At 67.1% G+C, this 25,371-nt stretch carries 26 protein-coding genes; 12 read left to right on the forward strand and 14 right to left on the reverse strand.

Annotated elements, in window-relative coordinates; translation table 11 throughout:
- Positions 1-337 precede the first annotated feature (337 nt).
- From CHB86_RS03040 to CHB86_RS03070, 7 genes are all read left to right on the forward strand, one after another.
- A complete protein-coding gene (locus CHB86_RS03040) occupies positions 338-754 on the forward strand; it encodes a cupin domain-containing protein (RefSeq protein WP_089231149.1) in 417 nt (138 codons plus the stop codon).
- Positions 755-811: 57 nt separating this feature from the next.
- The gene (locus CHB86_RS03045) at positions 812-1,795 is read left to right on the forward strand and encodes a TRAP transporter substrate-binding protein (RefSeq protein ID WP_217898253.1); all 984 of its coding nucleotides are present in this window, start codon (positions 812-814) and stop codon (positions 1,793-1,795) included.
- Positions 1,796-1,853: 58 nt separating this feature from the next.
- A complete protein-coding gene (locus CHB86_RS03050; RefSeq protein WP_089231151.1) occupies positions 1,854-3,128 on the forward strand; it encodes a TRAP transporter large permease in 1,275 nt (424 codons plus the stop codon).
- A gap of 3 nt (positions 3,129-3,131) precedes the next feature.
- The gene (locus CHB86_RS03055) at positions 3,132-3,650 is read left to right on the forward strand and encodes a TRAP transporter small permease (RefSeq protein ID WP_089231153.1); all 519 of its coding nucleotides are present in this window, start codon (positions 3,132-3,134) and stop codon (positions 3,648-3,650) included.
- A gap of 19 nt (positions 3,651-3,669) precedes the next feature.
- The gene (locus tag CHB86_RS03060) at positions 3,670-4,395 is read left to right on the forward strand and encodes an SDR family NAD(P)-dependent oxidoreductase (protein WP_089231155.1); all 726 of its coding nucleotides are present in this window, start codon (positions 3,670-3,672) and stop codon (positions 4,393-4,395) included.
- Positions 4,396-4,443: 48 nt separating this feature from the next.
- Entirely contained in the window at positions 4,444-4,794 is a 351-nt protein-coding gene (locus CHB86_RS03065; RefSeq protein ID WP_089231157.1) for a hypothetical protein, read from the forward strand.
- Positions 4,795-4,899: 105 nt separating this feature from the next.
- Complete coding sequence (locus CHB86_RS03070; protein ID WP_089231159.1) at positions 4,900-6,264, forward strand: FAD-dependent oxidoreductase; 1,365 nt, start codon at positions 4,900-4,902, stop codon at positions 6,262-6,264.
- 7 nt (positions 6,265-6,271) lie between these two features.
- Here the strand turns inward: CHB86_RS03070 and CHB86_RS03075 are convergent, their stop codons facing one another.
- The 5 genes from CHB86_RS03075 to CHB86_RS03095 all read right to left on the reverse strand — a co-directional run bounded on the left by CHB86_RS03075 (position 6,272) and on the right by CHB86_RS03095 (position 11,586).
- A complete protein-coding gene (locus CHB86_RS03075; protein ID WP_089231160.1) occupies positions 6,272-7,573 on the reverse strand; it encodes an NAD(P)/FAD-dependent oxidoreductase in 1,302 nt (433 codons plus the stop codon).
- A gap of 4 nt (positions 7,574-7,577) precedes the next feature.
- Positions 7,578-8,438 carry an ABC transporter permease gene (locus tag CHB86_RS03080; RefSeq protein ID WP_089231161.1) on the reverse strand — a complete coding sequence of 287 codons (861 nt, stop codon included), beginning with the start codon at positions 8,436-8,438 and terminating at the stop codon, positions 7,578-7,580.
- 10 nt (positions 8,439-8,448) lie between these two features.
- On the reverse strand, positions 8,449-9,315 hold the full coding sequence (locus tag CHB86_RS03085) for an ABC transporter permease (protein ID WP_089231163.1): 867 nt from the start codon (positions 9,313-9,315) through the stop codon (positions 8,449-8,451).
- Positions 9,316-9,325: 10 nt separating this feature from the next.
- Positions 9,326-10,435 (reverse strand): ABC transporter ATP-binding protein, encoded by a 1,110-nt coding sequence (locus CHB86_RS03090; RefSeq protein WP_089231164.1) that lies wholly within the window; start codon positions 10,433-10,435, stop codon positions 9,326-9,328.
- 77 nt (positions 10,436-10,512) lie between these two features.
- Positions 10,513-11,586 carry an extracellular solute-binding protein gene (locus tag CHB86_RS03095; RefSeq protein WP_089231166.1) on the reverse strand — a complete coding sequence of 358 codons (1,074 nt, stop codon included), beginning with the start codon at positions 11,584-11,586 and terminating at the stop codon, positions 10,513-10,515.
- Positions 11,587-11,809: 223 nt separating this feature from the next.
- On the opposite strand from CHB86_RS03095, the gene CHB86_RS03100 reads away from it, so the two are divergent.
- Positions 11,810-13,777 (forward strand): sensor histidine kinase, encoded by a 1,968-nt coding sequence (locus tag CHB86_RS03100; RefSeq protein WP_089231168.1) that lies wholly within the window; start codon positions 11,810-11,812, stop codon positions 13,775-13,777.
- 92 nt (positions 13,778-13,869) lie between these two features.
- On the opposite strand, the gene CHB86_RS03105 is transcribed toward CHB86_RS03100, so the two are convergent.
- The 4 genes from CHB86_RS03105 to CHB86_RS03120 are packed head-to-tail and all read right to left on the reverse strand — an operon-like array spanning position 13,870 to position 17,555.
- Positions 13,870-15,588 (reverse strand): molybdopterin-binding protein, encoded by a 1,719-nt coding sequence (locus tag CHB86_RS03105; RefSeq protein WP_245837712.1) that lies wholly within the window; start codon positions 15,586-15,588, stop codon positions 13,870-13,872.
- On the reverse strand, positions 15,585-16,079 hold the full coding sequence (gene mobB / locus CHB86_RS03110) for a molybdopterin-guanine dinucleotide biosynthesis protein B (protein ID WP_089231169.1): 495 nt from the start codon (positions 16,077-16,079) through the stop codon (positions 15,585-15,587). Before mobB ends, CHB86_RS03105 begins: the two co-directional genes overlap by 4 nt.
- Positions 16,076-16,687, reverse strand: a complete 612-nt coding sequence (gene mobA / locus CHB86_RS03115; protein WP_089231171.1) for a molybdenum cofactor guanylyltransferase MobA — start codon at positions 16,685-16,687, stop codon at positions 16,076-16,078. Before mobA ends, mobB begins: the two co-directional genes overlap by 4 nt.
- A complete protein-coding gene (locus CHB86_RS03120) occupies positions 16,680-17,555 on the reverse strand; it encodes a formate dehydrogenase accessory sulfurtransferase FdhD (protein ID WP_245837713.1) in 876 nt (291 codons plus the stop codon). Before CHB86_RS03120 ends, mobA begins: the two co-directional genes overlap by 8 nt.
- Positions 17,556-17,805: 250 nt before the next feature.
- Between CHB86_RS03120 and CHB86_RS03125 the strand changes: the two genes are divergently transcribed.
- Genes CHB86_RS03125 through CHB86_RS03135 form a run of 3 tightly spaced genes read left to right on the forward strand, consistent with a single transcriptional unit; the run spans position 17,806 to position 20,026 of the window.
- Positions 17,806-18,510 carry an ABC transporter permease gene (locus CHB86_RS03125; RefSeq protein WP_089231173.1) on the forward strand — a complete coding sequence of 235 codons (705 nt, stop codon included), beginning with the start codon at positions 17,806-17,808 and terminating at the stop codon, positions 18,508-18,510.
- Positions 18,507-19,220: an ATP-binding cassette domain-containing protein gene (locus CHB86_RS03130; protein WP_089231174.1), complete on the forward strand. Its 714-nt coding sequence runs from the start codon at positions 18,507-18,509 to the stop codon at positions 19,218-19,220. Before CHB86_RS03125 ends, CHB86_RS03130 begins: the two co-directional genes overlap by 4 nt.
- On the forward strand, positions 19,217-20,026 hold the full coding sequence (locus CHB86_RS03135) for an ABC transporter substrate-binding protein (protein ID WP_089231176.1): 810 nt from the start codon (positions 19,217-19,219) through the stop codon (positions 20,024-20,026). Before CHB86_RS03130 ends, CHB86_RS03135 begins: the two co-directional genes overlap by 4 nt.
- 33 nt (positions 20,027-20,059) lie before the next feature.
- Here the strand turns inward: CHB86_RS03135 and CHB86_RS03140 are convergent, their stop codons facing one another.
- The 4 genes from CHB86_RS03140 to CHB86_RS03155 are packed head-to-tail and all read right to left on the reverse strand — an operon-like array spanning position 20,060 to position 22,512.
- Entirely contained in the window at positions 20,060-20,539 is a 480-nt protein-coding gene (locus tag CHB86_RS03140) for a DUF6505 family protein (protein WP_089231177.1), read from the reverse strand.
- Complete coding sequence (locus tag CHB86_RS03145; protein WP_089231179.1) at positions 20,536-21,246, reverse strand: biotin/lipoate--protein ligase family protein; 711 nt, start codon at positions 21,244-21,246, stop codon at positions 20,536-20,538. The genes CHB86_RS03140 and CHB86_RS03145 overlap by 4 nt, the downstream gene beginning before the upstream one ends.
- A 2-nt stretch (positions 21,247-21,248) precedes the next feature.
- A complete protein-coding gene (locus tag CHB86_RS03150; protein ID WP_089231181.1) occupies positions 21,249-22,316 on the reverse strand; it encodes an Mrp/NBP35 family ATP-binding protein in 1,068 nt (355 codons plus the stop codon).
- 4 nt (positions 22,317-22,320) lie between these two features.
- Complete coding sequence (locus CHB86_RS03155) at positions 22,321-22,512, reverse strand: DUF6494 family protein (RefSeq protein WP_089231182.1); 192 nt, start codon at positions 22,510-22,512, stop codon at positions 22,321-22,323.
- 56 nt (positions 22,513-22,568) lie between these two features.
- Here CHB86_RS03155 and CHB86_RS03160 point away from each other — a divergent pair, with 56 nt between their 5' ends.
- A complete protein-coding gene (locus tag CHB86_RS03160) occupies positions 22,569-23,315 on the forward strand; it encodes a hypothetical protein (RefSeq protein WP_089231184.1) in 747 nt (248 codons plus the stop codon).
- Here CHB86_RS03160 and CHB86_RS03165 read toward each other — a convergent pair.
- The gene (locus CHB86_RS03165; RefSeq protein WP_089231185.1) at positions 23,309-25,258 is read right to left on the reverse strand and encodes a 4Fe-4S binding protein; all 1,950 of its coding nucleotides are present in this window, start codon (positions 25,256-25,258) and stop codon (positions 23,309-23,311) included. The genes CHB86_RS03160 and CHB86_RS03165 overlap by 7 nt on opposite strands.
- Positions 25,259-25,371 lie beyond the last annotated feature (113 nt).

Genomic DNA, 25,371 nt, shown 5'->3' on the forward strand with positions numbered 1-25,371 from the left:
GTGTGTCTGGCCAAGTGGTGGTCATCTTCGCCCTCAAAGTATCAAGATTTTATATGCAGGCAATGGAGCTTGTATATGAAATTGGTGCTTGGCGCGGTGCGAGAGGGGCGTTCTAGCGCAACTGTCTGAAAACATGTCTGAAAGTCCCTGATGTGGCATCTGGAAGCGGAGGGCGTGGTCGCTGCCTGACCGCTTTTATCTGGAGTTTATCTGGAGTCATGAGACGCGTCGTCGCGTCGAAATCGATAATTCATACTTGACGCATGGCATTCATTTATGAATTGTGACGCCAAGCGGGCCCGATCCCCGACGGCCGGCGAGACAGGGAGACACGCCCATGGGCAGCGAGAGAAAGCAGTACGTTTACACCATCAAGGATTTGCCGCTGACGCCGATCGTCGAGGACCAGGGGATCAGCACCCGGTTCCTGCTTGGCGACAACATCATGGTGAGCTTCATCGAGAACCCGCCGGGGGCGACCTTCCCGATCCATCACCACGAGTGCGAGCAGATCATGATCATGACCGAGGGCACCGAGGATCACATCATCGATGGCCAGCTCATGCCGATGAAGGCCGGCGACGTGGCGGTGCACCCGTCGAACGTCCCGCATGGCGGCAAGACCGAAACCGGGATGAAGGCGATCGACATTTTCGCGCCGCACCGGCCGGAGCACCTGGCGAAGATGGCGCAGTACGGCACGATGCCGAACCCCGACGGGACCTATCCCGCCAAGAACAACATCGAGGACTGACCGCCCTGACCTGACACCCCACAGACACCACGTATCGGCACTTCAAGGGAGGAAACCATGGGAATGCTGTCGACGATGATGAAGGCCACGGCCTACGGCGCCGCTCTGAGCGTGATCGCTCTGGGCGCCGCACAGGCCGAGGTGACGCTCAAGCTCGGCCACTACGCCGAGATCGACCACCCCGCCAATGTCGCAGCCCAGCAGATGGCCGACCGCGTGGCCGAGCGGACCAACGGCGAGGTCAAGATCACGATCTTCCCCGCCAACCAGCTCGGCTCGCCCGACGAGGTGCTGGAGCAGAACGTGCTCGGCGCGATCGACATGTCGCTGCCGACGCAGGGGCACCTCGACAAGTACTCCAAGAAGTTCGCGACCGTCATGACGCCCTTCGCGTTCCGCGACCGTGAGCACGTCTATGAGGTGCTCGACGGGCCCTTCATCGAATGGGCCGGGCCGGACCTGGAGGCGCAGGGGCTTGTCTACCTGTCCAACTGGGACTGGGGCTTCCGGAACCTGACCAACGGCGTGCGTCCCGTGAACGTGCCCGAGGATGTCGAGGGGCTCAAGCTGCGCACACCGCCTGAACTCCAGCTTCAGGCCGCCATGTCCGCGCTCGGCGGCAACGTCACGCAGCTGGCCTTCAACGAGCTGTACCTGGCCCTGCGGCAGGGCGTGGTCGACGGGCAGGAGAACCCGCTCTCCGTGATCTTCCACAACAAGATCTACGAAGTGCAGGACAACCTGGCGATCACCCAGCACGTCTACAACTCGATGGTGAGTGTCGTCTCCAAGAGCAGCTGGGACAAGCTGACGCCCGAGCAGCAGGCGATCCTGAAGGAAGAAAGCGCCGCGGCCGGCAACCTGATGCGCGAGCTGATGACCGAAGAGGACGAGAAGCTGATCTCGGAGCTGGAAGCGCAGGGGATGAAGGTCACCTATCCCGACCGCGAACTCTTCAAGGCGAAGATGGACCCGGCCTACGAGGCCATCGGCAAGTACGCCGGCGAGGACAACCTGAAAGCCTTCCTCGACATGCTCTGACACCACCGCCTGGCGGCCCGTCCGGGCCGTCAGGTTTCCCGCAATTCAGGAGGGTCAGATGTCGCCGACGCTCATCTTCGTGGGCCTTGTCTTCCTTATCATGATGGGCGTTCCGGTCGCGATCGCGCTTGGCGCCATCTCTCTGGTCGCGATGCAGGACAACCTGCCGGCCCTCGGGCTCATGGCCCAGCGGATGTATTCCTCCACGACCGGATTCACCCTGCTCGCCATTCCCTTCTTCATCCTGGCCGGCAACCTGATGAACACCGGCGGGATTACCGAAAAAATCTTCCGCTTCGCCAAGGCCGCGGTCGGCCACTACTGGGGCGGGCTGGGGCAGGTGAATATCTTCGCCTCGCTGATCTTTTCCGGCATGTCCGGCGCGGCCGTCGCCGATGCCGCCGGGCTCGGCAAGATCGAGGTCAAGGCAATGGTCGATGACGGCTACGATCCGGAATTCGCCGCCGCCGTGACGGCTGCCAGTTCCACGATCGGGCCGGTCATCCCGCCGAGCATTCCCTTCGTCATCTACGGATCGATGACCGGTGTCTCGGTCGGCAAGCTCTTCGTCGCCGGGATCGTTCCCGGCCTGCTGATGGGCATCGCGATGGCGGTCGCCGTCTATTTCATCTCCAGGAAACGCAACTACCCGCGCCGCCCGAAACTGCCCGGAAGCGAGCTGCGGCAGAGTTTCAGCGAGGCGTTCCTGGCGCTGCTGACGCCCATCATCATCGTGGGCGGCATCCTCGGCGGCTGGTTCACGCCCACCGAAGCCGCGGTGATCGCCTGCATCTACGCCCTCGCTCTCAGCGGCCTCGTCTACCGCGAACTCACCTGGGCCAAGCTCTGGCACATCCTCGAGGACACGCTGCTCCACACGGTGCGTGTGATGTTCATCATGGCGACCGCCGGTTTCTTCGCCTGGGTGCTCACCATGAACCAGGTGCCGCAGGCGATGGTCTCTGGCCTCACCACGGTCACGCAATCCCCGGCGCTCCTGCTGCTCATCATCATCGGGGCGCTGCTGGTGCTCGGCATGTTCCTCGAAGGGATCGCGGTGATCCTGATCTGCGTGCCGATCTTCATGCCGGTGATCGACCTGATCGGAATGGACACGGTGCAGTTCGGCGTGGTGATGATCCTCGCCTCGATGATCGGGCTCCTGAGCCCGCCGGTCGGCATGTGCCTCTACGCGGTCGCCTCGATCAGCAACGTCAAGATCACCGCCCTCAGCCGCGAAGTGGCGCCCTACATCCTCGGGATCTTCGTCGTGCTGCTGCTGGTGGCGTTTGTTCCGGCGGTGTCCCTGTCCACAGTCTGGTTGATGGAGTAGGCGATGCTGGATTTCATCCTCAAGATCGACAGCCTCCTGATCCGGGTCCTGCGCGTGATGGCCGTCTCGCTGCTCTGTCTGCTCTTCGTGCTGCTGTCGCTGAACGTGATCCTGCGGTTCTTTCCCGTCTTCTCGATGGGGTGGTTCGACGAGATCGTCGAGCTGAGCTTCGCCTGGATCGTCTTTGCCACCGCCGCCGTGCTGTGGCGCAACCAGCATCACCCCAAGATCGACCTCGTGGAGGCGCTGCTGGAGGGCACGCGCGCGAAATACGTGCTGCTCAGCGTGATCGAGTGCATCAACATCTTCTTCCTGTCGGCCTTCACCTGGTTCGCCTGGTCGCTGGTGGTCAAGGCCAGCGCGGCGTCGCCGGTCTTCCAGATCCCGAGAAAGCTGTTCTACGTCGTGATGCCGGCAGCCGGGCTCTACATGACCGTCGTCTCGGTGTTCTTCCTGGTGATGTACCTGACGAAACTCTTCGGAACGCCGGACGGCAGGCACTTGCCGGACAGCGGAACTTGATAACGGAAAGGACCAGGCAATGTCGAAACTTCTGATCACTGGCGCGAGCACAGGCATCGGCGCGGCGACCGCGCGACTGCTGGCCCCGGGCAACGAGCTGTTTCTCGTCTACAACCGCTCGGTGGAGCAGGCCGAGGCGCTGAAGGCGGAGCTGTCGGACGTTGCCAAGGTGCACCTCCTTCAGTGCGACATCACCAGCGAGATCGCCTGCATCGACCTGTTCCGCCAGATCGCCAAGCTGACCAACACGCTCGACGTCCTGATCAACAACGCCGGCGGCCTGATCCGGCGGCAGCCGGTCGACGGGCTGGAGTGGCGCCTGATGGAGGAGATCTACGCGCTGAACGTGTTCTCGCTGATGAAGATCACCTCGCTGTCGATTCCGCTGCTGCGGCGGGGCACAAACCCCTGCATCGTCAACCTCACCTCCGTTGCCTCGCGCCACGGCGCGCCAGGCGCGACGATCTATGGCAGTGCCAAGGGCGCGGTGGATTCGCTGACCCGCGGCTGGTGCAAGGAGCTGGCGCCCGACATCCGCGTCAACTCGATCTCGCCCGGCGTGATCGACACTCCTTTCCACGAAAAGGCCGCCACGCCCGAGATGATGGCCGCCTGGGCCGAGGCCAACCCGCTCAAGCGCAATGGCGTGGCCGAGCACATCGCCGACGCGATCCGGTTCGTCATCCAGAACGACTTCGTGAACGGCGAGAGCATCGACGTGAACGGCGGCCTGCACATGCGCTAGGGGGCAAGCTGCCGAGCCCGCCACACCGACCCGACCAAAGGAGAAACGATGAGCAGTGCCACCTCCGCCCGCGACCTGATCTACAACAACATCGACAGGATCATGGCCAATGCCCAACGCCTGCGGGCGGAGGAGACGGTGTCGCTCGTGCAATTGCTGACGCCTGACTTCATGACGGCCTTTACGTCCTTGCCGTCGGTCGCCGCGATGTTCGCGCTGGCCGGGGAGGCGCGGGTGGACGAGGCGGCACTGGCGCGCATCCCGGATGCGGAGTGGGAGAGGATCGTGCGCGAGACCACGGCCTTCTCGAGCTGGGCCGAGATGTTCGAGGCCGCATCGCAGGCCTGGGTGCGGGGGCGCCTGCTGGACGGCTGCGAGGGGGCAGAGGCGCGTCCTTGAGGGACTGCGCGCGGCGCGTTCAACGGCAGTTGCCAAGCCGTGATCCGGCCACCTAACGTGGGCGCGCCGGTGGCCCGGATTCGCGCCGGCCACACAGGAGCCCCCATGCGCCAGATCACCGAACCCGCCCGCAGCGTGGATGTCATCCACGAAACCGATGTCATCGTGGTCGGCTCCGGCCCCGGCGGGCTGGCTGCCGCGCTTGCGGCCGCGCGGGCCGGCGTCGAGGTGGCGCTGGTGGAGCGCTTCGGCTGTTTCGGCGGCAACATCACCGCGGTCGGGGTCGAGGGCTTTGCCTGGTATCGCCACGAAGCCACCATCGAGGCCGGCGGCATCGGGCGCGAGTTCGAGGACCGCGCAAGGGACATGGGCGCCGCGGTGCCCGAGAGCCAGTCGCTGAGCTACGAGCTGGACAGCGAGGGCTTCAAGATCGTCGCCGACCGTCTGGTCGAGGAGGCCGGCATCCGGCCGATGATGCACCGCCAGTTCGTCGCGCCGGTGATGGACGGCGACCGCGTGATCGGGATCATCACCGAGTCCAAGGCAGGGCGCGAGGCGATCCTCGGCAAGCTGGTGATCGACGCCACCGGCGACGCCGACGTCGCCCACCGGGCCGGCGCTCCGACCCTGATGACGCCCCCGGAGAAGATGATGGCGGCTTCCGTGATGTTCCACCTCGCGGGCGTCGACAAGCGGGCCTTCATGGAGGGGATCAAGGCCGATCCGCAGACCTACAAGGATTGGGGCGGCGGTGGCGAATGGACCATCGAGACCTCCGGCAAGGAGGACGACATGTTTTCGCCCTTCATCAAGAAGCCCTTCGACCGGGCCATCGAGGAAGGGCTGATCCCGCCGCATCTGAACACCATCGCCGGCACCTGGGGCGCGATGCACGACACGGGCGAGCTGACCTACATGAACCTGATCCACCTAGACGAGGTGGATGGCACCGATCCCGACAGCCTCACCCGCGGCGAGATCGAGGGGCGGCGGCAGGCGATGCTGGCGGTCGAGGCGCTCCGGCGCTTCATGCCGGGCTGCGAGGGCGCACGACTGAGGAATTTCGGCATGACCATCGGCATTCGCGACACGCGCAAGATCGACGCCGCCTACAACATGACCGAGACCGACGTGCGCGAGCAGGGGCGGTTCGAGGATTCGATCGGGATCTATCCAGAGTTCATCGACGGCTACGGCATCCTGATCCTGCCCACGACCGGGCGCTACATGCAGCTGCCCTATCGCTCGATGCTGCCGCAACGGGTCAAGGGCCTGCTGGTGGCAGGCCGGTCGACCGGGGGCGACCGGATCGCCCATGCGGCCACGCGCAACATGTCCTGCTGCGCGGTCGTGGGGCAGGGGGCGGGCGTCGCCGCTGCGCTGGCGGTGAAGTCCGGACGCGATTTCGCGGAGGTCGATCTGGGCGCGGTTCAGGCGGAATTGCAGCGCCAGGGCGTGCGCATCCACTGACCGCCGGCTACCAGCCGAAACGATCCCGGATGCGGTAGACCAGCACCGAGGGCGCGAGAAACCACGGCGATCCGGAGTAGAACGGCCGGGTCGGGTGCGGGATGCGGTCGAAGGCCGTCTCGCCCCCGTCCAGCCCGGCCGCCTGCCGGCCGATCTTCATGCCGAGGTAGCCGGCCATCCCGACGCCGGAGCCGCAATAGCCCATGGCGTGAAACAGCCCGGCATCCTCGCCGCAATGCATCAGCGTGTCGAAGCTGTAGGCGACCGTGCCGGCCCATGAATGGCCGATGCGGGTGCCTTCGAGTTGGGGAAAGAGCCGGATCAGCTCGGCGAGCAGGATCGGTCCGCTCCTGTCCGGATCGGATTCCGCCAGCGACACCCGCCCACCGAACAGCACCCGCGTCCTGTCAGGCGAGGGGCGGTAATAATAGACCAGCTTGCGGGTGTCCGATAGCACACGGTCGGTCGGGAACAGGCGGTCCATCAGGACCGGGGCGACGGGCTCGGTGGCGATGACATAGGAGCCGATGGGAATGACCCGCCGCAGGTGCCAGGGCGACAGCGGTCCGCTGTAGCCGTTGGTGGCGAGCACGACCTTCCCGGCCCTGATCGCGCCCTGTTCGGTGCGCAGCCGGAAACCCGCGTCCAGCCGCTCCAGCTCGGTGGCCCGGCAGGTCGGCACGATCCGCACCCCCGCCGCCCGGCAGAGCGCGAGCAGCCCGGCGTGGTACTTCCCCGGATCGAGGCTCGCGTGCTTTGGAAAGACCGCCCCGCCGTGGTAGGCCTCCGTCCCCAGCTCCGCCGACATCTCGGCGCGCGGCACCATGTAGGCTCCGGTCTCGAAGGCCGGGTTCGGGGCGGCGATGCTGCGGGCGAGCTGGTCGTAGCTGCTCGCGAGATGTGCCCCGTGGAAGCGCCCGACGCTCCGGAAATCGGCGTCGATCCCTTCCTCGGCGATGAACGCCTGCGTGAAGTCCAGCGAGGCCTGCCCGTCCCGCAGGATCGCTTCGGCAACCTCCGCGCCGAAACGCGCCGAGAGCGCCGCGAAGGAGGGTTTCACGCTGGTGGAGACCTGCCCGCCGTTGCGCGTGCTGCACCCCCAGCCCGGCGTTTCGGCCTCCAGAACCACCGTGCCGAGCCCGGCGCGGGCCGTCTGAAGCGCGGCGTGCAGCCCGGTGTAGCCGGAGCCCACGACGACCACATCGGCCTCTGCCGGAAGGGAAACGCCCGTGGCGGTGTCCGGTGGGCTCGCTTCCCACCAATAGGGGGCCGCCTTGTAGTCCGGGGCAAAGGCGGAGGTGCGAGGCATGGGCCTAGTCGGATCGCGGCGGGCGCTGCACCGCGACCGAGATCAGCGCCAGCATCCCCGAGCCGACCATCAGGAAGAAGGAGACAGCATTCAGAACCGGCGTCGAGCCGACCTTGGCCATGCGGTCGTACATGGTGATCGTGAGCGGGCTTTCAGACCCCACGAGGAACAGCGTGGTGTTGAAGTTCTCGAAGGAGACGAGAAAGGCGACGATCCCCGCCGCGATCATCGCCGGCCGCAGGAACGGCAGGGTGATCGTGCGCAGCACCCGCGCGTGGCCCGCGCCGAGGTTCAGGGCGGCTTCCTCGAGCGACTGGTCGAACTTGCGCAGGCGGGCCGTGATGACCAGCGAGGTGATCGTCGTGATGAAGGAGAACTGCCCCATCACGACGAGGAAGAGCCCCGGCCGCAGGAATTCGAGCTCCAGCTCGAACCGGTTCTCCATCGAATTGGCGATGTTGCTCGCCAGCACGAGGATGGAGATGCCGAGGATCACGCCGGGGATCACCAGGGGCACGATCATCATGATGTAGAAGACGTTCTTGAACGGGAAATCACGGCGCACGAAGAGGAAGGCATTGGTGGTGCCGACCGCGACCGAGAGCGCGGAGACCATCAGCGCGATCACGAAGGAATAGTAGAGACCGCGCAGCAGCCGCCGGTCGTGGAACATGCCGAGCTTGGGTTCGGTGTCGTTGAAGAACCAGTCCAGCGTGAAGCCTTGCCAGGGCAGGGCGGGGAAGAGCGAGTCGTTGAAGGCGAAGCTGCCCGCCGCGACCAGCGGAGCGGCGAGAAAGATGAAGAAGGCCACCACATAGGACCTGTAGCCGAACATCAGCGCGCGATTTGTGTTTGCCTTTGCCATGCGCCGCTCCTCAGGTCTTCGCCACGGTGTTGGCGAGCGACTGGCCGCTGAGGCGCAGGCCGAGCCAGACAACGAAGGAGGTGAACGCCAGCAGCAGGATCCCGAAGGCCGCACCGGACTCCCAGTTGAAACGGGTGATGAACTGGTCGTAGATCTGCTCGGTGAACCAGCTCGAATTCTTGCCGCCGAGCAGGATCGGCGTCAGGTAGCTGCCGGCCGTCAGCATGAAGACCACGATACAGCCGGCGACGATGCCGGGCATGGCGTAGGGGATGATGATCCGCCTGAGCACGGTCAGGGTGTTGCCGCCGAGGTTGTAGCCGGCCTCGATCATGTCGTCGCCCATACCGTCGAGGGTCGACACCAGCGGCACGATCATGAACAGGATCACCGTGTAGACGAGCCCGACGACCACCGTCACGTCGTTGTAGAGGAACTCGATGCCCTCGGTGGTCATGCCGCTCCAGATCAGCACGCTGGAGACCACGCCGGTTTCGCGCAGCAGCAGGATCCAGCCGAAGGCCCGGATAAGGTCGCTCACCCAGAGCGGGATCAGGCACATCAGGAACAGCGCGCCACGCGACCGCTTCCCGGCGATCTTGGCGATGTAATAGGCGACCGGGAAGCCGATCAGCAGCGCCAGCACGGTCACGAGCAGCGACATCGAGCCCGTGCGCAGCAGCGTGTTCCAGTAGATCGGCTCGTTGATGAAGTCGATGTAGTTGCCGAAGCCGAACTCGTAGACCCGCGGCGCCACCTTCTCGCGCAGCGACAGGGCGACCATCCCGATATGCGGCAGGATGATCAGCAGCGAGATCCACAGAGCGAAGGGTGCGAAGAGCAGGATCAGCGACAGGCGTTTGGCATCGGCGGACATGACCTGCTCCTCAACTGGCGAAACACATGGTCTGGGCGCTTGCCCAGTCGAGCCGCACCGCGTCGCCCTCCCGCAGGTCCTGTGGGCCGCCGGTGACGACGACATCGGCCTCGATCAGGTCGCCCGCAGGGCCGCGGACCAGGACGCGGCTGTTGGCGCCGTTGAAGAGCACGCCGTCGACCTTGCCGCGCACCGTGTTCTCGGCGGCAGGCTGCGGGGGCGCGGCATCCAGCGGACTCGCGGTGACGAACTCCGGGCGGATGAACACCTCGACGGCCGCGCCGGGGGTGATCTCACGCGCGCCGCGCGGGGTGCCGACTACCGTCAGGCCGGCCTCGGTCTCGACCTTGACCTCGCCGCCCTGCACATCGACGGCACGCCCCTGCCAGCGGTTCGAGTCCCCCACGAACCCGGCCACGAAGGCAGTTTCCGGCGCGTGGTAGAGTTCTTCCGGCCGTCCGACCTGCTCGAAGCGGCCGGCATTCATGACGGCGACGTAATCGGACATGACCAGCGCCTCGGACTGGTCATGGGTGATGTAGACGAAGGTGGTGTCGAACTGGTTCTGCAAAAGCTTGAGTTCGATCTTCATCGCCTCGCGCAGCTTGAGGTCGAGCGCGCCCAGCGGCTCGTCGAGCAGCAGCACGTCGGGATTCAGCGCCATGCAGCGGGCGATCGCGATGCGCTGCTTCTGTCCGCCCGAGAGCTGGTGGATCTCCCGCCGGGCGAGGTCGGGCAGGGCGACGCGCTCCAGCACGTCGGCCACCTTGCGCGCGATCTCGTCCTTGGAGGCCCCGGCGCAGCGCAGCCCGTAGGCAATGTTCTCGTAGACATTCATCATCGGGAACAGCGCGAGGTGCTGGAACACCATCTTCACGTTGCGCTTGTTCGGCGGCACCGACAGCACGGACTTTCCCTTGATGCTGATCTCGCCCGCAGACGGATCCTCGAAACCCGCGATCATCCGCATCAGCGTGGTCTTGCCGCAGCCCGACGGCCCCAGAATGGAAAAGAAGGTGCCGCTCGGAATCCGGAAGGAGACATCGTCGACGGCGCGAAAGTCTCCGAAATCCTTGCTCACCCCCGTGCATTCGAGGTCATAGGCGTCCGCTGCGGTCATGGCGTCCCGTGTCTTGTCTTGAATTTTCGGGGAAGGGGTCGGAGCGGCGCAAAGGGCGCCGCTCCGGTCGTGTCAGGTCAGCCTCCGGTGGCGGCCTTGATCTTCTCCAGCGTCTTGCCTTCCATGTCCTCGACACCCGGCGGAATGTTGGCGAAGAACTTCAGGTTGTCGATGTCCGCTTGCGTGAAGGCCGCGTTCACCGCCGCCTTCTTGTCCTCGGGCAGCAGGTCCGCGCCGCCGTTGACCGCCGCGATGGCGCCGGTGCTGGCCGACATGATCGTGATGTTCTCCGGCTCGAGCACGAAGTTGATCCACTTGTAGGCGGCGTCGTCGGCCTTGCCCTTGGCGGGGATCGCGAAGGTGTCGATCCAGGTCAGCGCGCCGGTCTCTGGCGGGATGAACACGATGTTCTGGTTCTGGTCGTAGAGCTTGTAGGCGGTCGAATCCCAGGTTTCAGCCGCGACGATCTCGCCCGAGAGCATCATCGCCGACAGGTCGTCGCCACCCTGCCAATAGGCCTTGATGTTCTCCTTGCAGGCGATCAGCTCGTCCGCGACCTTGTCCAGCAGTTCCTGGTACTTGTCGAGGTCGGAGTACAGCGCGAAGGGGTCTTCGCCCATCGAGAAGGCCGTGGCGAGCAGGATCGTCCGCTTCAGCCGCATCGAGGTCTTGCCCTGGTAGGCCGGATCGCAGAGATCCTCCCAGCCGTTCACGTCGGGCGCCTGGGTGACATCTGCCATCAGGCCGGTGGTGCCCCACTGGTGCGGCACGCCATAGACGTTGCCGTCAATCGTGGTGTTGGCCTTCACCGCCTCGAGGTGCACCGGCGACATCATGTCGGTGTTGATCTGGGACAGGTCGAGCGGCTTGTAGATGTCGTATTCAAGCTGCGCGGCGTAGATGCGGTCGTGGCTGGGCTGGGCCAGGTCGAATCCGGCGCCGCCGGTCGCGCGGAGCTTGGCGATCATCTCCTCGTTGTTGGAGAAGGTGACCTCGACGGTGATGTCGGGGTATTTCTCCTCGAATTTCTGGATCAGCTCCTCGGGCGCGTAGGAGCCCCAAGTCAACAGGCGAAGGGTTTCGGCGCTGGCGGTCGACGCCATCAGGGCCGTGGCGGCCACAAGGCCGGGCAACACTATGCTAGATCTCATCGTAAACTCCCTGTGAAATTGCTGTGGAGCCTCTCGGTGGGCTCCTGTCGGGACTGTAGGACAGAAATCCGGCTTTGTCTCCGGCTTCGTTTTCGCCGCGATTTCAGAGCCCTCCGATACACTTCTGCTACATCCCGCGGGCGCGCCCGCGTGGGTCTGCTGCTTGCCCGCCGCCGGTTCCGGCCTGTAGTCTGACCCGCATGCTGACTCAGGGAATGCCCACATGAGCTCCGTCCGGTTGCGCCTGCTCGTGCTGGCGCTGGCGCCGCTTGTCGTGTTGATGCCGGCGCTCCTGCTGATCGGGATGACCCGCTGGACAGCCGATTACGACAAGGTTCTGATCGCCAACGTGGAAAGCGACCTCAGGATCGCGGAGCAATACCTGTCCCGGATCATGGCCGGCACGGGCGACGAGCTTCGCGGCGTGGCCGAATCCGCGGAGTTCGCCCGGGTGCTCGACGGCGGCGGTGACGAGACAGCCGCCTTCTTCGAACGCCGAAAGGCGGAGATGGGTCTGGATTTCCTCTATTACCTCTCCGCCGATGAGGCCGCGGGTGTGGCGGATGACTGGCCGGTGATCGCCTCCGGGCTGGCCGGACGGGCGGACACGCGGATCGACATCTTCGGCGCTTCGGATCTCGCGGGCTTGTCCCCCGAACTTGCGGCGCGCGCCCGGATCCCGCTGATCGAGACGGAGGCCGCCGTGCCGACCACGCGGCTCGCCGAGGACCGTGGCATGGTCGTCCATGCAGCCAGCCCGGTGCGGCTTGGCGGCCGGACGGGCGTTCTGGTGGGCGGCATCCTGCTGAACCGGAACCTCGACTTCATCGATTCGATCAACGCGCTGGTCTACCTGAACGCGGTGACCGGCGGCGAGCGGCAGGGCACGGCGACGCTCTTTCTCGACGACGTGCGCATTTCGACAAACGTGCGGCTCTTCGAGGACGTGCGCGCGCTCGGTACGCGGGTTTCCGCAGCGGTGCGCGGGGAGGTGCTGGGGGAGGGCCACACCTGGCTCGACCGCGCCTTCGTGGTCAACGACTGGTACATCTCCGGCTACCTGCCGCTGACCGACAGCTTCGGCGAGCGGGTCGGCATGCTTTATGTGGGGTTTCTGGAAGCGCCGTTCGACGCCGCCAAAAAGGCCGCATATCTGTGGATGATGGTGGCCTTCGCGGCGGTGCTGGCGCTCTCGGTGCCGGTGTTTCTGTGGATGGCCAAGGGGATCTTCGCGCCGCTGGAGCGCATGAACGACACGATGCGGCGGGTCGGGCAGGGTGACTTGTCGGCCCGCAACAACCACCGCGGCAGCCGGGACGAGATCGGCCTCGTCGCGGCCCATCTCGACGACCTGCTGGACCAGGTGCAGGACCGCGACCGCAGGCTGCGCGAATGGGCCGACGTGCTGCACGAGAGGGTGGAGCAGCGGACCTCAGAGCTGCGGGAGGCCAACGTGAAGCTGGAGGAGACCTTCCAGCAACTCGTGATGAGCGAGAAGCTCGCCTCAATCGGCGAGATCACCGCCGGCGTGGCACACGAGATCAACAACCCCGTCGCCGTGATTCAGGGCAATGTGGACGTGATCCACGAGATCCTCGGGCCGGAAGCGGAGACGGTGGCGACCGAGCTCGACCTGATCGACCGGCAGGTGGCCCGAATCCAGACCATCGTCGGCAAGCTGCTGCAGTTCGCGCGACCCGGCGATTTCGCCGGCAGCGGCCAGACGGTGGACCTCGGTGCGGCGGTCGAGGATTGCCTGGTCTTCGTCGAGCACGAGATCTCGAGTCGCGGGATCGAGGTGCGAAAGGCCCTCGACCCGTCGCCGCCGGTGCGGATCGATCTGGGCGAGTTGCAGCAGGTCGTGGTGAACCTGATCGTCAACGCGGCGCAGGCGATGGAGCAGGGCGGCCGGATCGATCTGTCGCTGCGGCCGGAGGTCCGGGACGGGCACGCAGGCGTAGGCCTGAGCGTCGCGGACACCGGGCCGGGCATCCCCGAAGGCCGGCTTGGCGCGGTGTTCGATCCGTTCTTCACGACCAAGCAGGCGGAAGGGACGGGCCTGGGGCTCTCGATTTCGCAGACGCTCGTGCAGCGGGCCGGTGGACTGATCACGGCCCGCAACCGTTCCGAGGGCGGAGCGGAGTTCCGCATCTGGCTGCCTGCCGTCGATCCCTCAGCCGGCGATGTATGATTCAGGCAATGCTAAGCGAGGCAAAAATTCGCCCCAATCTCAACGAGCTGCCGGACTTTCTTTAGTCTCCACGCGAAGCCGCGCCTGCGGGGTCAGATGCCGAAGCCCGCATAGGGGAGAAACCGCACCGGCGTGCCCGGCTCGACCGTGATCGGCCCGTCCGACAGCTCTACGAGCCCGGTCGCCCAGCTGAGCCCGCTGATCCGGCCCGAGCCCTCGGAGGCAAAGACCTCCGCCGCTCCCGAGGCATTCAGACGGGCGCGGAGGTACTCGCGGCGGCCAGGCTTCTTCGACTTGGAGAACGCGGCGGGCACGTCGAACCCCATCGGCTCGACCCAGCTCGCGCCGGCCATGAGCGACAGCGCGGGACGGGCGAAAATCAATGCGCAGACCAGCGCGGCGACCGGGTTGCCGGGTAGCCCGAAGACGGGCGCGCCCTGCCAGGTGGCCAGCGCCAGCGGCCGACCGGGTTTGAGCGCGATCCGCCAGCTCGACAGAGTGCCGCGCGAGGACAGCAGCGCCGAGACGTGGTCCTCGTCGCCCGCCGATGCCCCTCCGGAAGTGAGGATCACGTCGGCCAGCTCCGCGCCGTCATTCAGCCGGCGTTCGATCTCCCTCGGGTCGTCCCCGACGTGTCCGAGGTCCACCGGCGCGTAACCCCAGCCCTCGGCAAGGCGCAGCAGCATCGGCCGGTTGGCGTCCCAGATCTGGTGCGGCTGGGCGGGCAGATCGGGCGAGGGGACGATCTCGTCTCCGGTCGACAGCACGCCGACCCGCAAGCGCCGATGCACCGCGACCTCCGCGATGCCGAGGGCGGACAGCAGCGCCAGGTCGGGCGCCCGGAGGCGCTGCCCCGCTTGCAGCGCCATGTCGCCCTCGGCCACGTCCTCGCCCGCCTTGCGGGTGTTCGCGCGTGGCTTCACAGGTCCGTCGAAGACGACCGAAGCGCCATCGCTCGCCGTGTCCTCCTCCAGTACGACCGTATCCACGCCCTCGGGCAGGATCGCCCCCGTGAGGATGCGGATCGCGGCGCCCTCGGGCACGGGCTGGCCATAGGGTTGGCCGGCTGCGGCGCGGCCATCGACCAGCGGCAGGCGCTGCGGCCCGGCACCGGTGGCGGCATGTGCGAAGCCGTAGCCGTCGACCGCGGAGTTGGGCGAAGGCGGGTTGGAGCGCCGGGCCCGGCACGGCTCGGCCAGGATCCTTCCGCCCGCGTCCGCCGTGGCGCAGGTCTCGATCCCGGCAACGGGGATCAGAGCCTGCCGCAGCCGCGACAGCGCCTCGTCCACCGGCACCCAGTCCACGCCCTGCGGCATGGCGAAACAATCGTCCCGCAGCCGCGGCGGCTCCAGCGTCGCGGGCAGGGCGCGGCGCAGGTCCAGCGCGTGGTCGGCGCCAAGAACCGGTGCGGACGTGGCGGCGAGGAGGTCGGGCAGGGCGCCTTCCTCGGACAGCGCGAGCAGCGCCATGGCCATCTGCCGGGCATGTGCTTCGGCCGGGGTGGTTCCGGGATGCGCTTCGGAGAAAGCATGTGCTTCGGCCGCCAGCAGGGCCGGATCGATGCGGGCGACGAGCAGGGGGGCGGAGGTTGCGCCGGGCCAGGTGGCGGCCTCAGGGCCGCATGGCTCACGCCAGGCCTCGGGCGCGTCGTCCACGCCGAGCAGGGTCGCGCCGGCTGGTGCCTCGGAGAGGATCCGGACGGCTTCGGTGGGGTCAGTGCAGCGATGGGCCGTAACGCTCCCAGACGTGGCGATGGCCAGCCAGAGGCCATCCTCCGCCCGGGTCACGATGGCGACGCGGTCGCAGTTCACAGGCCGACCTCCTTCAGGATGAAGCCGGCGATGGCGGCTGTGTCGTCGAGGTCGAAGACCGGGAGCGTTGCATCCGGCAAAGGGCAATCGGAAGCGATCGCCCGGATCGTGTCGTTGCCGTCCGAGAGCGGCAGCTTGCCGGTTTCCTGGCGGTAGGCCTCGACTTTCGGATGCGGCGCGCGCTTGTAGCCCTCGATCAGGACCAGGTCGACCGGGGACATGCGGGCCAGCAACTCGTCAAGCGCCGGCTCCGCTGCGCCGCGCAGCTCGTGCATAAGCGCCCAGCGGTTGGGCGAGGCCAGCAGCACCTCGCGCGCCCCGGCCTCCCGGTGGCGGAAGCTGTCCCGTCCGGGCTGGTCCACATCGGTGTCGTGGTGGGCGTGCTTGACGGTCGACACGCTGTGCCCCCGCGCGGCGATCTCGGCGACCAGCCGCTCCATCAGCCCGGTCTTGCCGGCGTTCTTCCAGCCGCTCACCCCGTAGAGCCTCATTGCGCCTCCAGCAGGCGCTCGGCGGCGCGGATGTCCTCGGGGGTGTTTACGTTGAAGAAAGGGTCGCGGGCCGTGGCGTCGAACTCGGCGAGCCCGGCCTCGTGACGGTCGGTCCAGAGCACGACCTTGCGCAGCCCGTCCTCCAGCGCGGCCCGCAGATCGTGCCGAAGCGACACCGGCCAGAGCCCGAAGGTGGGTTGGCGCCAGAGCTTGCCGTCGCTGTCGCGGGACCCGGCCAGCGCCAGGCCCTTGGGGCCGGCGGCGGCGGAAAGCCGGGCGACGAGGTCCTCCGGGAAGAAGGGCGTGTCGGCCGCGGCGGTCACGATGGCAGGGATGCCCGCGCCGGCGGCCCAGTCCAGGCCGGCAAGCACGCCCGCAAGCGGACCGGGGTGGCCAGCGATCGGGTCCGGCAGGATCGGCAGGCCGAACTCGGCCAGCCGCGCCGGGTCGCCATTGGCATTGAGCGCCATCGCCCCGACCTGCGGCGCCAGCCGGGCGATCACGTGGTCGATCAGCCTGCGGTCACCCAGCGGCCGCAGTCCCTTGTCGCCACCGCCCATGCGCGTCGCGCGGCCGCCGGCGAGGATCACCCCTGCGATATCAGCCATCGTAGGCCGCCTTGCGCCGGTGCTTCGACGCCTCTTCCGAGACGGCGGACGGGTCCGCGTCGCGCAGCAGCCGTTCTTCCCCGGACAGGCAGACGAAGCGCTGCCCGCGCATCCGGCCCACCAGCGTCAGCCCGACCTGACGGGCAATTTCGACGCCCCAGGCGGTGAAGCCCGAGCGGGACACCAGCGCCGGAATGCCCATCTGGGCGGTCTTGATCACCATTTCGGAGGTCAGCCGCCCGGTCGTGTAGAGGATCTTGTCCTCCGCCGGCACGCCGTGACGGAACATGAAGCCCGCGATCTTGTCGACCGCGTTGTGCCGGCCGACATCCTCCATGTAGACCAATGGCCTGTCCCGCTGGCAAAGCACGGTGCCATGGATCGCCCCGGCTTCGAGGTAGAGCGAAGGGGTGGTGTTGATCTCCTTCGCCAGCGCGTAGAGCCAGCTCGTACGGATCTCGGCCGACGGCAAAGCGAGGCCCTCGAGCCCCTCCATCATGTTGCCGAAGACCGTGCCGACCGCACAGCCGCTGGTGCGGATCTTCTTCTGCATCTTCTCCTCGTAGGAGGTCTCGCGCGCGGTGCGGACCACGACGGTCTCGATCTCCTCGTCGAAATCGACCCCGGTGACCTCGTCGTCGTCCAGCAGCATGCCCTGGTTCCGCAGGAACCCGAGCGCCAGGTATTCGGGGTAGTCGCCGATTGTCATGGCGGTGACGATTTCCTGCCGGTTGAGGAAGATCGTGAGCGGGCGTTCCTCGACCACCGAGATCTCTGTCTCGGCGCCAGTGTGATCGGTGCCGGAGATCCGACGCGTCAGGCGGGGATCGGTCGGGGAGGGAAGGATGGGGTAATCCGGAGGCGTCACGCGGGGTGTCCTGTCGGGGTGTGGTGTCGTGTTCGCCGGCCATCCTGTCGGTTGCCCGTGCAAGTTGCAAGGCGGCAGCCGGTAGCAGGCAGATGCCCCGGGCGGCGGCATGGACAGATTGTCCCGCCGAAGCTCCGTTCCTTCCGCCGCCAGGGACATTCTGCTTTTTTGTCGCCCTGACAGCCATTTGTGCTGGAAGTGCCGGGAGCGGCCTGACAGGTTCGCGCCAAACAGGGAGGGTGGTCGACGGATGGTCGATCTTTGGAGCGGGCTGGTCCAGGCATTCTGGCTGGTCGTGACGTTCAATTCGGAACTCGTCGAGATCGCGCTCCGCTCGCTGCGGGTGTCTTTCACGGCGTTGCTCGTCGCCTCGCTGATCGCCATGCCCCTCGCCGCGATCCTCGCTGTTAAGCGGTTCCGCTGGCGGCGGGTGGTGATCGCGGTGCTCAACGCGCTTATGGGCCTGCCGCCGGTCGTCGTGGGGCTTGTCGTCTACGTGCTGCTCTCGCGCTCCGGGCCGCTCGGGGTCCTGGGGCTGCTCTTCACCCCGACAGCGATGGTGATCGCGCAGGTCATCATCATCGTGCCGCTGATCGCCAGCATCGCCCACCAGTCGCTGCGCGATCTCTGGCAGGAATACCACGACCTGCTGATCTCGATGAACGTCACGCAGATGCAAAAGGTCACCACGCTGCTGTGGGACGCCCGCCGGGCCCTTCTGACGGCGGCGCTCGCGGGATTCGGACGGGCGATCGGCGAGGTCGGGGCGATCATGATCGTCGGTGGCAATATCGACCACGCCACCCGGGTTCTGACCACGGCGATCGCGCTCGAGACGGGCAAGGGCGATTTCGCGCTGGCGCTGGCGCTTGGCTTCGTACTGATCGCGCTGGCGATTTCGGTGAGCCTCGCGATCCACTGGCTGAGCCGGACCGAGCGGGAGGGAAGCTGGTGAGCGCGCTGTTTCCGGTCGTCCTTGATAGTGCCGAGACGGCGCGGCGCGGGCAGGTGCTGGCCGGTCCGGTGAACCTGACGCTCGACGGGCAGGGGATCTGCGTCGTGCTCGGCCCCAACGGCGCCGGCAAGACGTCTCTCCTGCGGCTGATGCACGGGGCGGCACGGCTGACCGCTGGCTCGATCCGCTGGTCCTGCCCGACACCGCAGGCACGCAGGGCGCAGGCCTTCGTGTTCCAGCGGCCGGTGATGCTGCGCCGCACGGTGCTGGAGAACCTCGCCTATCCGCTGCGGATCCGCGGTGTTCGTCGGAGGGAGGCGATGCAGCGCGCCGCGGATTGGGCGGGGCGCGTGGGCCTCGGCGGCATGCTCGACCGGCAGGCGCCCGTCCTGTCCGGTGGCGAGCAGCAGAAGCTCGCGCTTGCCCGTGCGCTGATCGCCGAGCCAGCGCTTCTGTTCCTCGACGAGCCCTGCGCCTCGCTCGACGGGCGCGCGATGCGCGAGATCGAGGAAATCCTCCTCGCCGCCCGCGCCGCCGGCACCAGCCTGATCCTGTCGACGCACGACATGGGACAGGCGCGACGGCTGGCCGACGAGGTCGTCTTCATGCTGCACGGCAAGGTGCACGAAGCCGGCCCGGCCCACGATTTTTTCAACCAAACCGCAACGCCCGAAGCACGGGCATTTCTTCATGGAGATATTGTCGAATGATCAGAAAGCTTTCGGTCGCGCTCTGCGCCCTTGCCATCGGCACCGCCGCGCAGGCGGCAGACGTGATGAAGATGGCGGTCACCACGTCGTTTCATAACTCGGGTCTGGCCGAGGTCCTGCTGCCCGAGATCCTGACCGATCTGGATCTCGAGGTGCAACTTCTGGTCGTCGGCACCGGCCAGGCCCTGAAGCTGGGCGAGGCCGGCGACGTGGACGCGATCCTCGTTCACTCCCGCGCGGCCGAGGAGGCCTTTGTCGAACAGGGCTTCGGCACCCACCGCCGCGAGATCATGTACAACGATTTCGTCTTCATCGGCCCGGAGGCCGATCCGGCCGGCGTGAAAGCGGCGGAAAGCGCCGTCGACAGCCTGCAGAAGATCGCCACCGCCGAGGCGAATTTCGTCAGCCGGGGCGATGACAGCGGCACCCACAAGATGGAGCTGAGCCTGTGGAGCAAGGCCGGGCTCGACGCTGGCACCTTCGGGGATTGGTACAACGCCGTCGGCGCCGGCATGGGCGCGGCCCTGAACACCGCCGCGGGGCTCGACGCCTACATCCTTTCGGACCGCGCGAGCTGGCTGAACTTCGGCAACAAGGCCGATCTGGGGCTGCTTTATTCGGGCGATCCGGTGCTGTTCAACCAATATGCATTCCTGCCGGTGAACCCGGAGAAACATGGCCACGTGCGCAATGACCTCGCAATGAAGCTGGAAGACTGGCTGACCTCCGACAAGGCGAAGGGGCTGATCGACGGCTACACGATCGGCGGCGAGACGCTGTTCGTCTTCAACGCCGAGCCGATGTGAGCGTCATGCGCCGGCCGGGGGGCCGGTCGGCGCCTATTCGTCGAGCGAGCCGTGAATGGCGAACTGGTCCAGCCCCGCGTCCTCGGGGCTGATCAGCCGATAGGCCTCCCGAACGCCCGCGGAGGTCAGTTCGCGCGAGACGGTGAGCAAGGTGTTCGGCGCGTGATCGTCACATAGTTCCCGCATCTGGGCGATCTCCTCCGCCGCCACCGGACGGGCCGCCTCGACCGAGGGGGCGCCGTAGTAGGTGACGAAATGCTGCGCCAGCAGGTCCGTCAGCGTCTCCATCTCGGCCGGCTCGATCTGCGTTACCGCGACGAAGGTCACGCGCCCGCTGGTCTCCAGCCCGAACCAGCCATTCGCGAAGGCCTGCCGCGCCTTTCCGCTCAGGTCGCTCTCGGTCCAGTCGGAGAACTCGAAGCCGCCGGAGATGCACCATTCCCCGGTGCGGGCCGGCACGGCATAGACCCGCTGGTCGCTCTCGTCGAAATGGATGGCGCGGGCGAGGTTCATGGGGTGGTCTCCAGGATCGTCGTCAGGGGGATCAGGTGAGTGGTCTGTGCGTCGCGCAGGAGCATGCCGAAATCCTCGTCGACACCGAGAAAGGTGCCGGTGATGTCGCCGGAGGTGGTTTCCTCGCCGATCCCCTGCGCCAGCCCGCGCCACTCCGCGTGGAGCGCGCGCGCGCCATCGTCCTCCCAACTGGCGATCCAGTTGAGCGTGTGCCGCGCCCAGGCTTCCAGCAGCCGCGGCGGCGAAACATCGGCGCAGCCCTCGATGTAGAGCGCCGTGCGGTCGGGCGTGTCGCCGGGACGGTCGGTCTCCGGGATAAGCGGCAGGGTCAGGCCGACGACCATCCATCCGGGGATGGCCTCCGGGTCGCGCGTGTCGGCCAGAATACGCAGGCCGCCGCAATGCGCGCCGTTGACGAGGATCCTGCCGTCCCAGCCCAGGTGGACCGCCACTTCCGGCGGGGCGAGTGCGCCGAGCGCGTTCTGGAAGCTGACTCCGCAGAGCGGCAGCATCGCCATCGCCTTGCCCAGTGGCACGTCGGGCGCGAACACCAGCGCCGCCTGCAGCCGCGAGGCGCCGAGGTTGTAGGCCACCAACCCCGCGTCACACCCCAGCGTCGCGCGCATCACGGCATGCTCGACCGCGTTGTCGCCAGTTTCCTCGCCCCACATCAGCGGCGGGAAGGTCAGTTCTTCGGCCTCGGTCATTGTCATGCCACGCCCGCCTCGACGAGGGACCGCGCGACCTGTTCGAAGGCCTTCGCCTGCGCGCTGTCGGGCTGGCTCACCGCGATCGGCGCGCCGCCATCGGCGGCCAGTCGGATCTGCAGATCGAGCGGCACTTCGGCAAGCAGCGGCACCCCGAGCTTGGCGGCCTCCGCCGCGACCCCGCCATGTCCGAACACATGCTCCTCGTGGCCGCATTGCGAACAGATATGCGTGCTCATGTTCTCGATCATGCCGACGATCGGCACGTTGAGCTGGCGGAACATGTCGATCCCCTTGCGGGCGTCGAGCAGCGCCACGTCCTGCGGGGTGGAGACGATGACCGCACCGTCCACCTGCGCCTTCTGGCTGAGGGTCATCTGGACGTCGCCGGTGCCGGGCGGCAGGTCCACCAGCAGCACGTCGAGTGCGCCCCACTGGACCTGGGTCAGCATCTGCTGCAGCGCCCCCATCAGCATCGGCCCGCGCCAGACGACGGCCTGATCCTCGTTGGTCATCAGGCCGATGGACATCATGGTCACGCCGTGGTTGCGCAGCGGCAGGATGGTTTTGCCATCCGGGCTCGCCGGGCGGCCGGAGACGCCGAGCATCCGTGGCTGCGAGGGGCCATAGACATCGGCATCCAGCAGCCCCACGCGGCGTCCCATCTGCGCGAGTGCACAGGCGAGGTTGGCGGCCACGGTGGACTTGCCGACGCCGCCCTTGCCGCTGGCAATCGCCACGATATGCGCGATCCCGGGGATCTTCTGCGGCCCCTTCGGCTCCGCGGGGCGTTGCGGGCGCAGGTTCGGCGGGGCCGTTTCGGTGTGGCCGGTCATCACGACGGACACCGAGCTCACGCCTTCGAGCGCGCCGAGCGCGGCCTCGGCCGCATCCTTGGCGGCGCCATAGGCGGCAGCATGCTGCGGCGGGATTTCCAGCACGAAACGGACCGCCCCCTCATCGGAGACATTCAGCGCCCGGACCACTCCGCTGCCCACGATGTCGGTGCCGGCGACCGGATCGGAGATCGTCTTGAGCGCCGCCAGGACGGCTTCCCTGTCGATGGCCAAGGGGTTACTCCCGACCGGAGATCTTGCCGGTGACCTCGTGGGTCATGCCGAGTTCTTCGATGGTAACGACCGCCTTGATGGCATAGCTTTTGCCCTCGGTCTCGGCACCTCGCAGCGCTTCCTCGATGGCCTGCTGCGAGGTCACGCCGACCTGCTTCAGGAACTTTCGCATCGACATGTTGAAATCGTCGCTCATGGCCTGTTTCCTTTCACTCGATTGACGGACCGAAGCCTACCTGCCTAGGTTTGTCCATGGGAATGCGCGTTCTGCTCTTCTGTTCCGTGCTTCTCCTGCCCCCGGCAGCGGGGCGGGCGGACGAGAAGCTGGTGCGTCTCTACGTGCCGCCGGAGCTGGTGGAAACCGGGCTCATGCAGCACATCTTGCCGCGCTTCTCTCTCAAGACGCAGATCCGGGTCGAACTGGTCGACAGCGCCGAGGAAGCCGAGCTGCTGCTGGGCGGCGATGGGACGGCGCTTTTCGAAGGAGCGGGCCAGGTCTGGCATCTGGGGCGGCAGGGCGCGGGCGGCGCGGCGGCCGAGCGGTTCGCGGAGTGGCTCGGCTCCGATGTCGGCCGCAACACGGTGACGGGCTTCGCCCCCGACGGCGTGGCGCTCTTCGCTCTGCCCGGCCCGACCGAGACGGAGACCGTGGCAATCGCGCCCGATGGAGACGCGGCCCTCGGCTGGACGGTGTCGCGCGAGAAATGCACCCGCTGCCACGCGGTGGACGACGAAAGCCGGATGGCCGGAATCGGCTCCACCCCGAGCTTCAGCGTCCTGCGCAGCCTGGGCGACTGGGAATACCGGTTCTCCACCTTCTACGCGCTCAACCCGCACCCGTCCTTCACCATCATCGAAGACGTGACGCCGCCGTTTCCGGAAAACCGGCCGCCTCCCATCTCGCCGATCCAGCTGACGCTGGAGGAGGTCGAGGCCGTGCTGGCCTTTGTCGCGGCGATGGAGGCCGCGGATCTCGGGGCGCCGCTGCATCATCAGTGATCGCGACGCTTCTTGAGGTAATCCTCCGTCGTGCGCGGCCTCGGGCGCTCGCCGGCGGCGAAGGGGTTGTCCTGGGAATGGAACTGCGCGTTGACCCGGCAATTGTCGCACATCTGGATCATCCGCAGCTTGTCGGGCCCGGCAAACATCGAGTGGCTTTCAAGCTTGGCCGTGATCTTCTCGATGGTCGACTTCACGCCGAAGAGCGCGCCGCATTCGATGCAGGCAAAGGGCTCTTCCTCGTTCAGGATTTCCTGCTGCAGGGCACTGTCCGAGAGGTTCAGCCGCGGCTCGTAGGCGATGGCATCCTCGGGGCAGATATGGGCGCAGAGCCCGCATTGCAGGCAGGCATCCTCCTGAAACCGCAGCTGCGGCAGATCCGGGTTGTCGCCGAGCGCGCCGGAGGGGCAGAGCGACACGCAGGACAGGCAGAGCGTACAGGCGTCCTTGTCCACCAGGACAGCGCCGTAGGGAGCGCCCTCGGGCAGCGGCAGGGCGTCGGTGCCGGGATGCAGTGCCTTCGCGGCCTGCCGGGTGATCTGGCGGCGGGTGCCCATCGGGCGGATCGGCGCGGCGATTGGGGCAGGGGCCGCTTCTGTGTAGAGCGCGTCCGACATGGCGTCGGGATCGGTCAGGTCGAGGATACGTACCTTTTCCTCACCGGCAATCGCCCGCGCGAGCGCGACCTGCGCTTCCATCGCGTCGCGATCCGCGCCACGGCGCGGCAGCAGGCTGACCGATGCGAAGCCCGCCGCGAGCGCCGCGACGGCCTCTGCGTGGCCGAAGGCGCCGATCGCCGGCAGGTCCATCGGGATGACGTCGGCCGGCAGACCCGCACCATAGCGGGCGGAGAGCGCGATCATCTCGGCGCCGTCGGCATCGTGCACCAGCAGACGCGGCGCGGTGCCGTCGGCCTCGAGATAGGCGCGGGCCAATGTCTGAATCCGCCGGAAGATCAGCTCCACCGTCGGCGCGTCGTAGGAAATCGCGCCGGAGGGGCAGGCGGCGGAACAGGCGCCGCAGCCGGCGCAGATCTCCGGGTCGACCGTCACATGGTCGCCGTCCGGCGTGATGGCGCCGGTCGGGCAGAGATCGAGGCACCTGGTGCAGCCGGTCTGCTCCGCCCGGGAATGGGCACAGAGCAGCGGCTCGGTGCGGACGTAAAGCGGCTTCTCGAAGGTACCGACCAGGTGCGAGGCTGCAAGGGTCGCCGCGGCCACTGCCGGCGGATGGCCGGGATCTGCCCGCAGGTAGCCTTCGCGCTTCTCGTGCGCAGGGAACAGCGGAGACTCCCCGCGCAGGTCGAGGATGATGTCGCACTGGGAGCGGCCGCCATCGCGTGGCTCGGTGAGGGTGAACGCGCCGCGTCCGCCGGGCTCGACCTGCTGCAGGGCGTCGATCACCACGTCGAACCGCCCGAGAGCGCCGCTCGCCCGGCGCAGCCGTCCGACGACGACGTCGTAGGCGCGGTTCTCCGGCATCTCGTCGGCGCTTTCCAGCAGCACGGTCACGCCAAGATGGTCCTGAAGCTGCTCGGCAGCCGCAAGCGCGACCTTGGGCGCGCCGAGGATCAGGCACAGCCCTTCGGAAACGATGTCGAGCGTCTTTTGCGGCGATGCGGGGAGCATGGCCTCGGCCGCCAGCGCGGACATTTTGGGCAGTTTTGGCGCCTCGTCGGCACTCCAGCCCGCGCGGTCCCGCAGGTCGAGAACAGGGGCCGGATCGACCCCGATCTCGGCCGCAAGAGCCTGGAATGTGCGTGCCTCCTGGGTACAGCAAATAATCGCGTCGCCCGCCGCGAGGGCCGCCGCGGCGCGGTCGATCTGGCTGGTGCAGAGCGCGGTGCAGGGGCTTTTGACATCGAGCCCGGTGGTCTTGCGCAGCCCGTCGACATCGACATGCTGACTGCCCAAGCAATCACATGTTATCAAAGACTTGGGCATGGTTCCTCCCTTGGCCGGACGGTGCGTTGCAGGGGCATCCGAGCGGTTGTGCGCAGGCAGCCTAGCCGCGATTCGCGGCCGGGGACAACCGATTTCACCGCCGCTCCGAGGCC

The sequence above is a fragment of the Tropicimonas sediminicola genome, assembly GCF_900188335.1.
Taxonomy (GTDB): Bacteria; Pseudomonadota; Alphaproteobacteria; order Rhodobacterales; family Rhodobacteraceae; genus Tropicimonas; species Tropicimonas sediminicola.

Coding starts and splice junctions, on each gene's coding strand:
- CHB86_RS03045 (WP_217898253.1), top strand. CDS start 812: ATGGGAATGCTGTCGACGATGATGAAGGCCACGGCCTACGGCGCCGCT.
- CHB86_RS03085 (WP_089231163.1), bottom strand. CDS start 9,315: ATGTCCGCCGATGCCAAACGCCTGTCGCTGATCCTGCTCTTCGCACCC.
- CHB86_RS03125 (WP_089231173.1), top strand. CDS start 17,806: ATGGTCGATCTTTGGAGCGGGCTGGTCCAGGCATTCTGGCTGGTCGTG.
- CHB86_RS03065 (WP_089231157.1), top strand. CDS start 4,444: ATGAGCAGTGCCACCTCCGCCCGCGACCTGATCTACAACAACATCGAC.
- CHB86_RS03155 (WP_089231182.1), bottom strand. CDS start 22,512: ATGAGCGACGATTTCAACATGTCGATGCGAAAGTTCCTGAAGCAGGTC.
- CHB86_RS03060 (WP_089231155.1), top strand. CDS start 3,670: ATGTCGAAACTTCTGATCACTGGCGCGAGCACAGGCATCGGCGCGGCG.
- CHB86_RS03140 (WP_089231177.1), bottom strand. CDS start 20,539: ATGAACCTCGCCCGCGCCATCCATTTCGACGAGAGCGACCAGCGGGTC.
- CHB86_RS03095 (WP_089231166.1), bottom strand. CDS start 11,586: ATGAGATCTAGCATAGTGTTGCCCGGCCTTGTGGCCGCCACGGCCCTG.
- CHB86_RS03050 (WP_089231151.1), top strand. CDS start 1,854: ATGTCGCCGACGCTCATCTTCGTGGGCCTTGTCTTCCTTATCATGATG.
- CHB86_RS03165 (WP_089231185.1), bottom strand. CDS start 25,258: ATGCCCAAGTCTTTGATAACATGTGATTGCTTGGGCAGTCAGCATGTC.
- CHB86_RS03075 (WP_089231160.1), bottom strand. CDS start 7,573: ATGCCTCGCACCTCCGCCTTTGCCCCGGACTACAAGGCGGCCCCCTAT.
- CHB86_RS03070 (WP_089231159.1), top strand. CDS start 4,900: ATGCGCCAGATCACCGAACCCGCCCGCAGCGTGGATGTCATCCACGAA.
- CHB86_RS03080 (WP_089231161.1), bottom strand. CDS start 8,438: ATGGCAAAGGCAAACACAAATCGCGCGCTGATGTTCGGCTACAGGTCC.
- CHB86_RS03040 (WP_089231149.1), top strand. CDS start 338: ATGGGCAGCGAGAGAAAGCAGTACGTTTACACCATCAAGGATTTGCCG.
- mobA (WP_089231171.1), bottom strand. CDS start 16,687: ATGGCTGATATCGCAGGGGTGATCCTCGCCGGCGGCCGCGCGACGCGC.
- mobB (WP_089231169.1), bottom strand. CDS start 16,079: ATGAGGCTCTACGGGGTGAGCGGCTGGAAGAACGCCGGCAAGACCGGG.
- CHB86_RS03135 (WP_089231176.1), top strand. CDS start 19,217: ATGATCAGAAAGCTTTCGGTCGCGCTCTGCGCCCTTGCCATCGGCACC.
- CHB86_RS03090 (WP_089231164.1), bottom strand. CDS start 10,435: ATGACCGCAGCGGACGCCTATGACCTCGAATGCACGGGGGTGAGCAAG.
- CHB86_RS03160 (WP_089231184.1), top strand. CDS start 22,569: ATGGGAATGCGCGTTCTGCTCTTCTGTTCCGTGCTTCTCCTGCCCCCG.
- CHB86_RS03055 (WP_089231153.1), top strand. CDS start 3,132: ATGCTGGATTTCATCCTCAAGATCGACAGCCTCCTGATCCGGGTCCTG.
- CHB86_RS03145 (WP_089231179.1), bottom strand. CDS start 21,246: ATGACCGAGGCCGAAGAACTGACCTTCCCGCCGCTGATGTGGGGCGAG.
- CHB86_RS03100 (WP_089231168.1), top strand. CDS start 11,810: ATGAGCTCCGTCCGGTTGCGCCTGCTCGTGCTGGCGCTGGCGCCGCTT.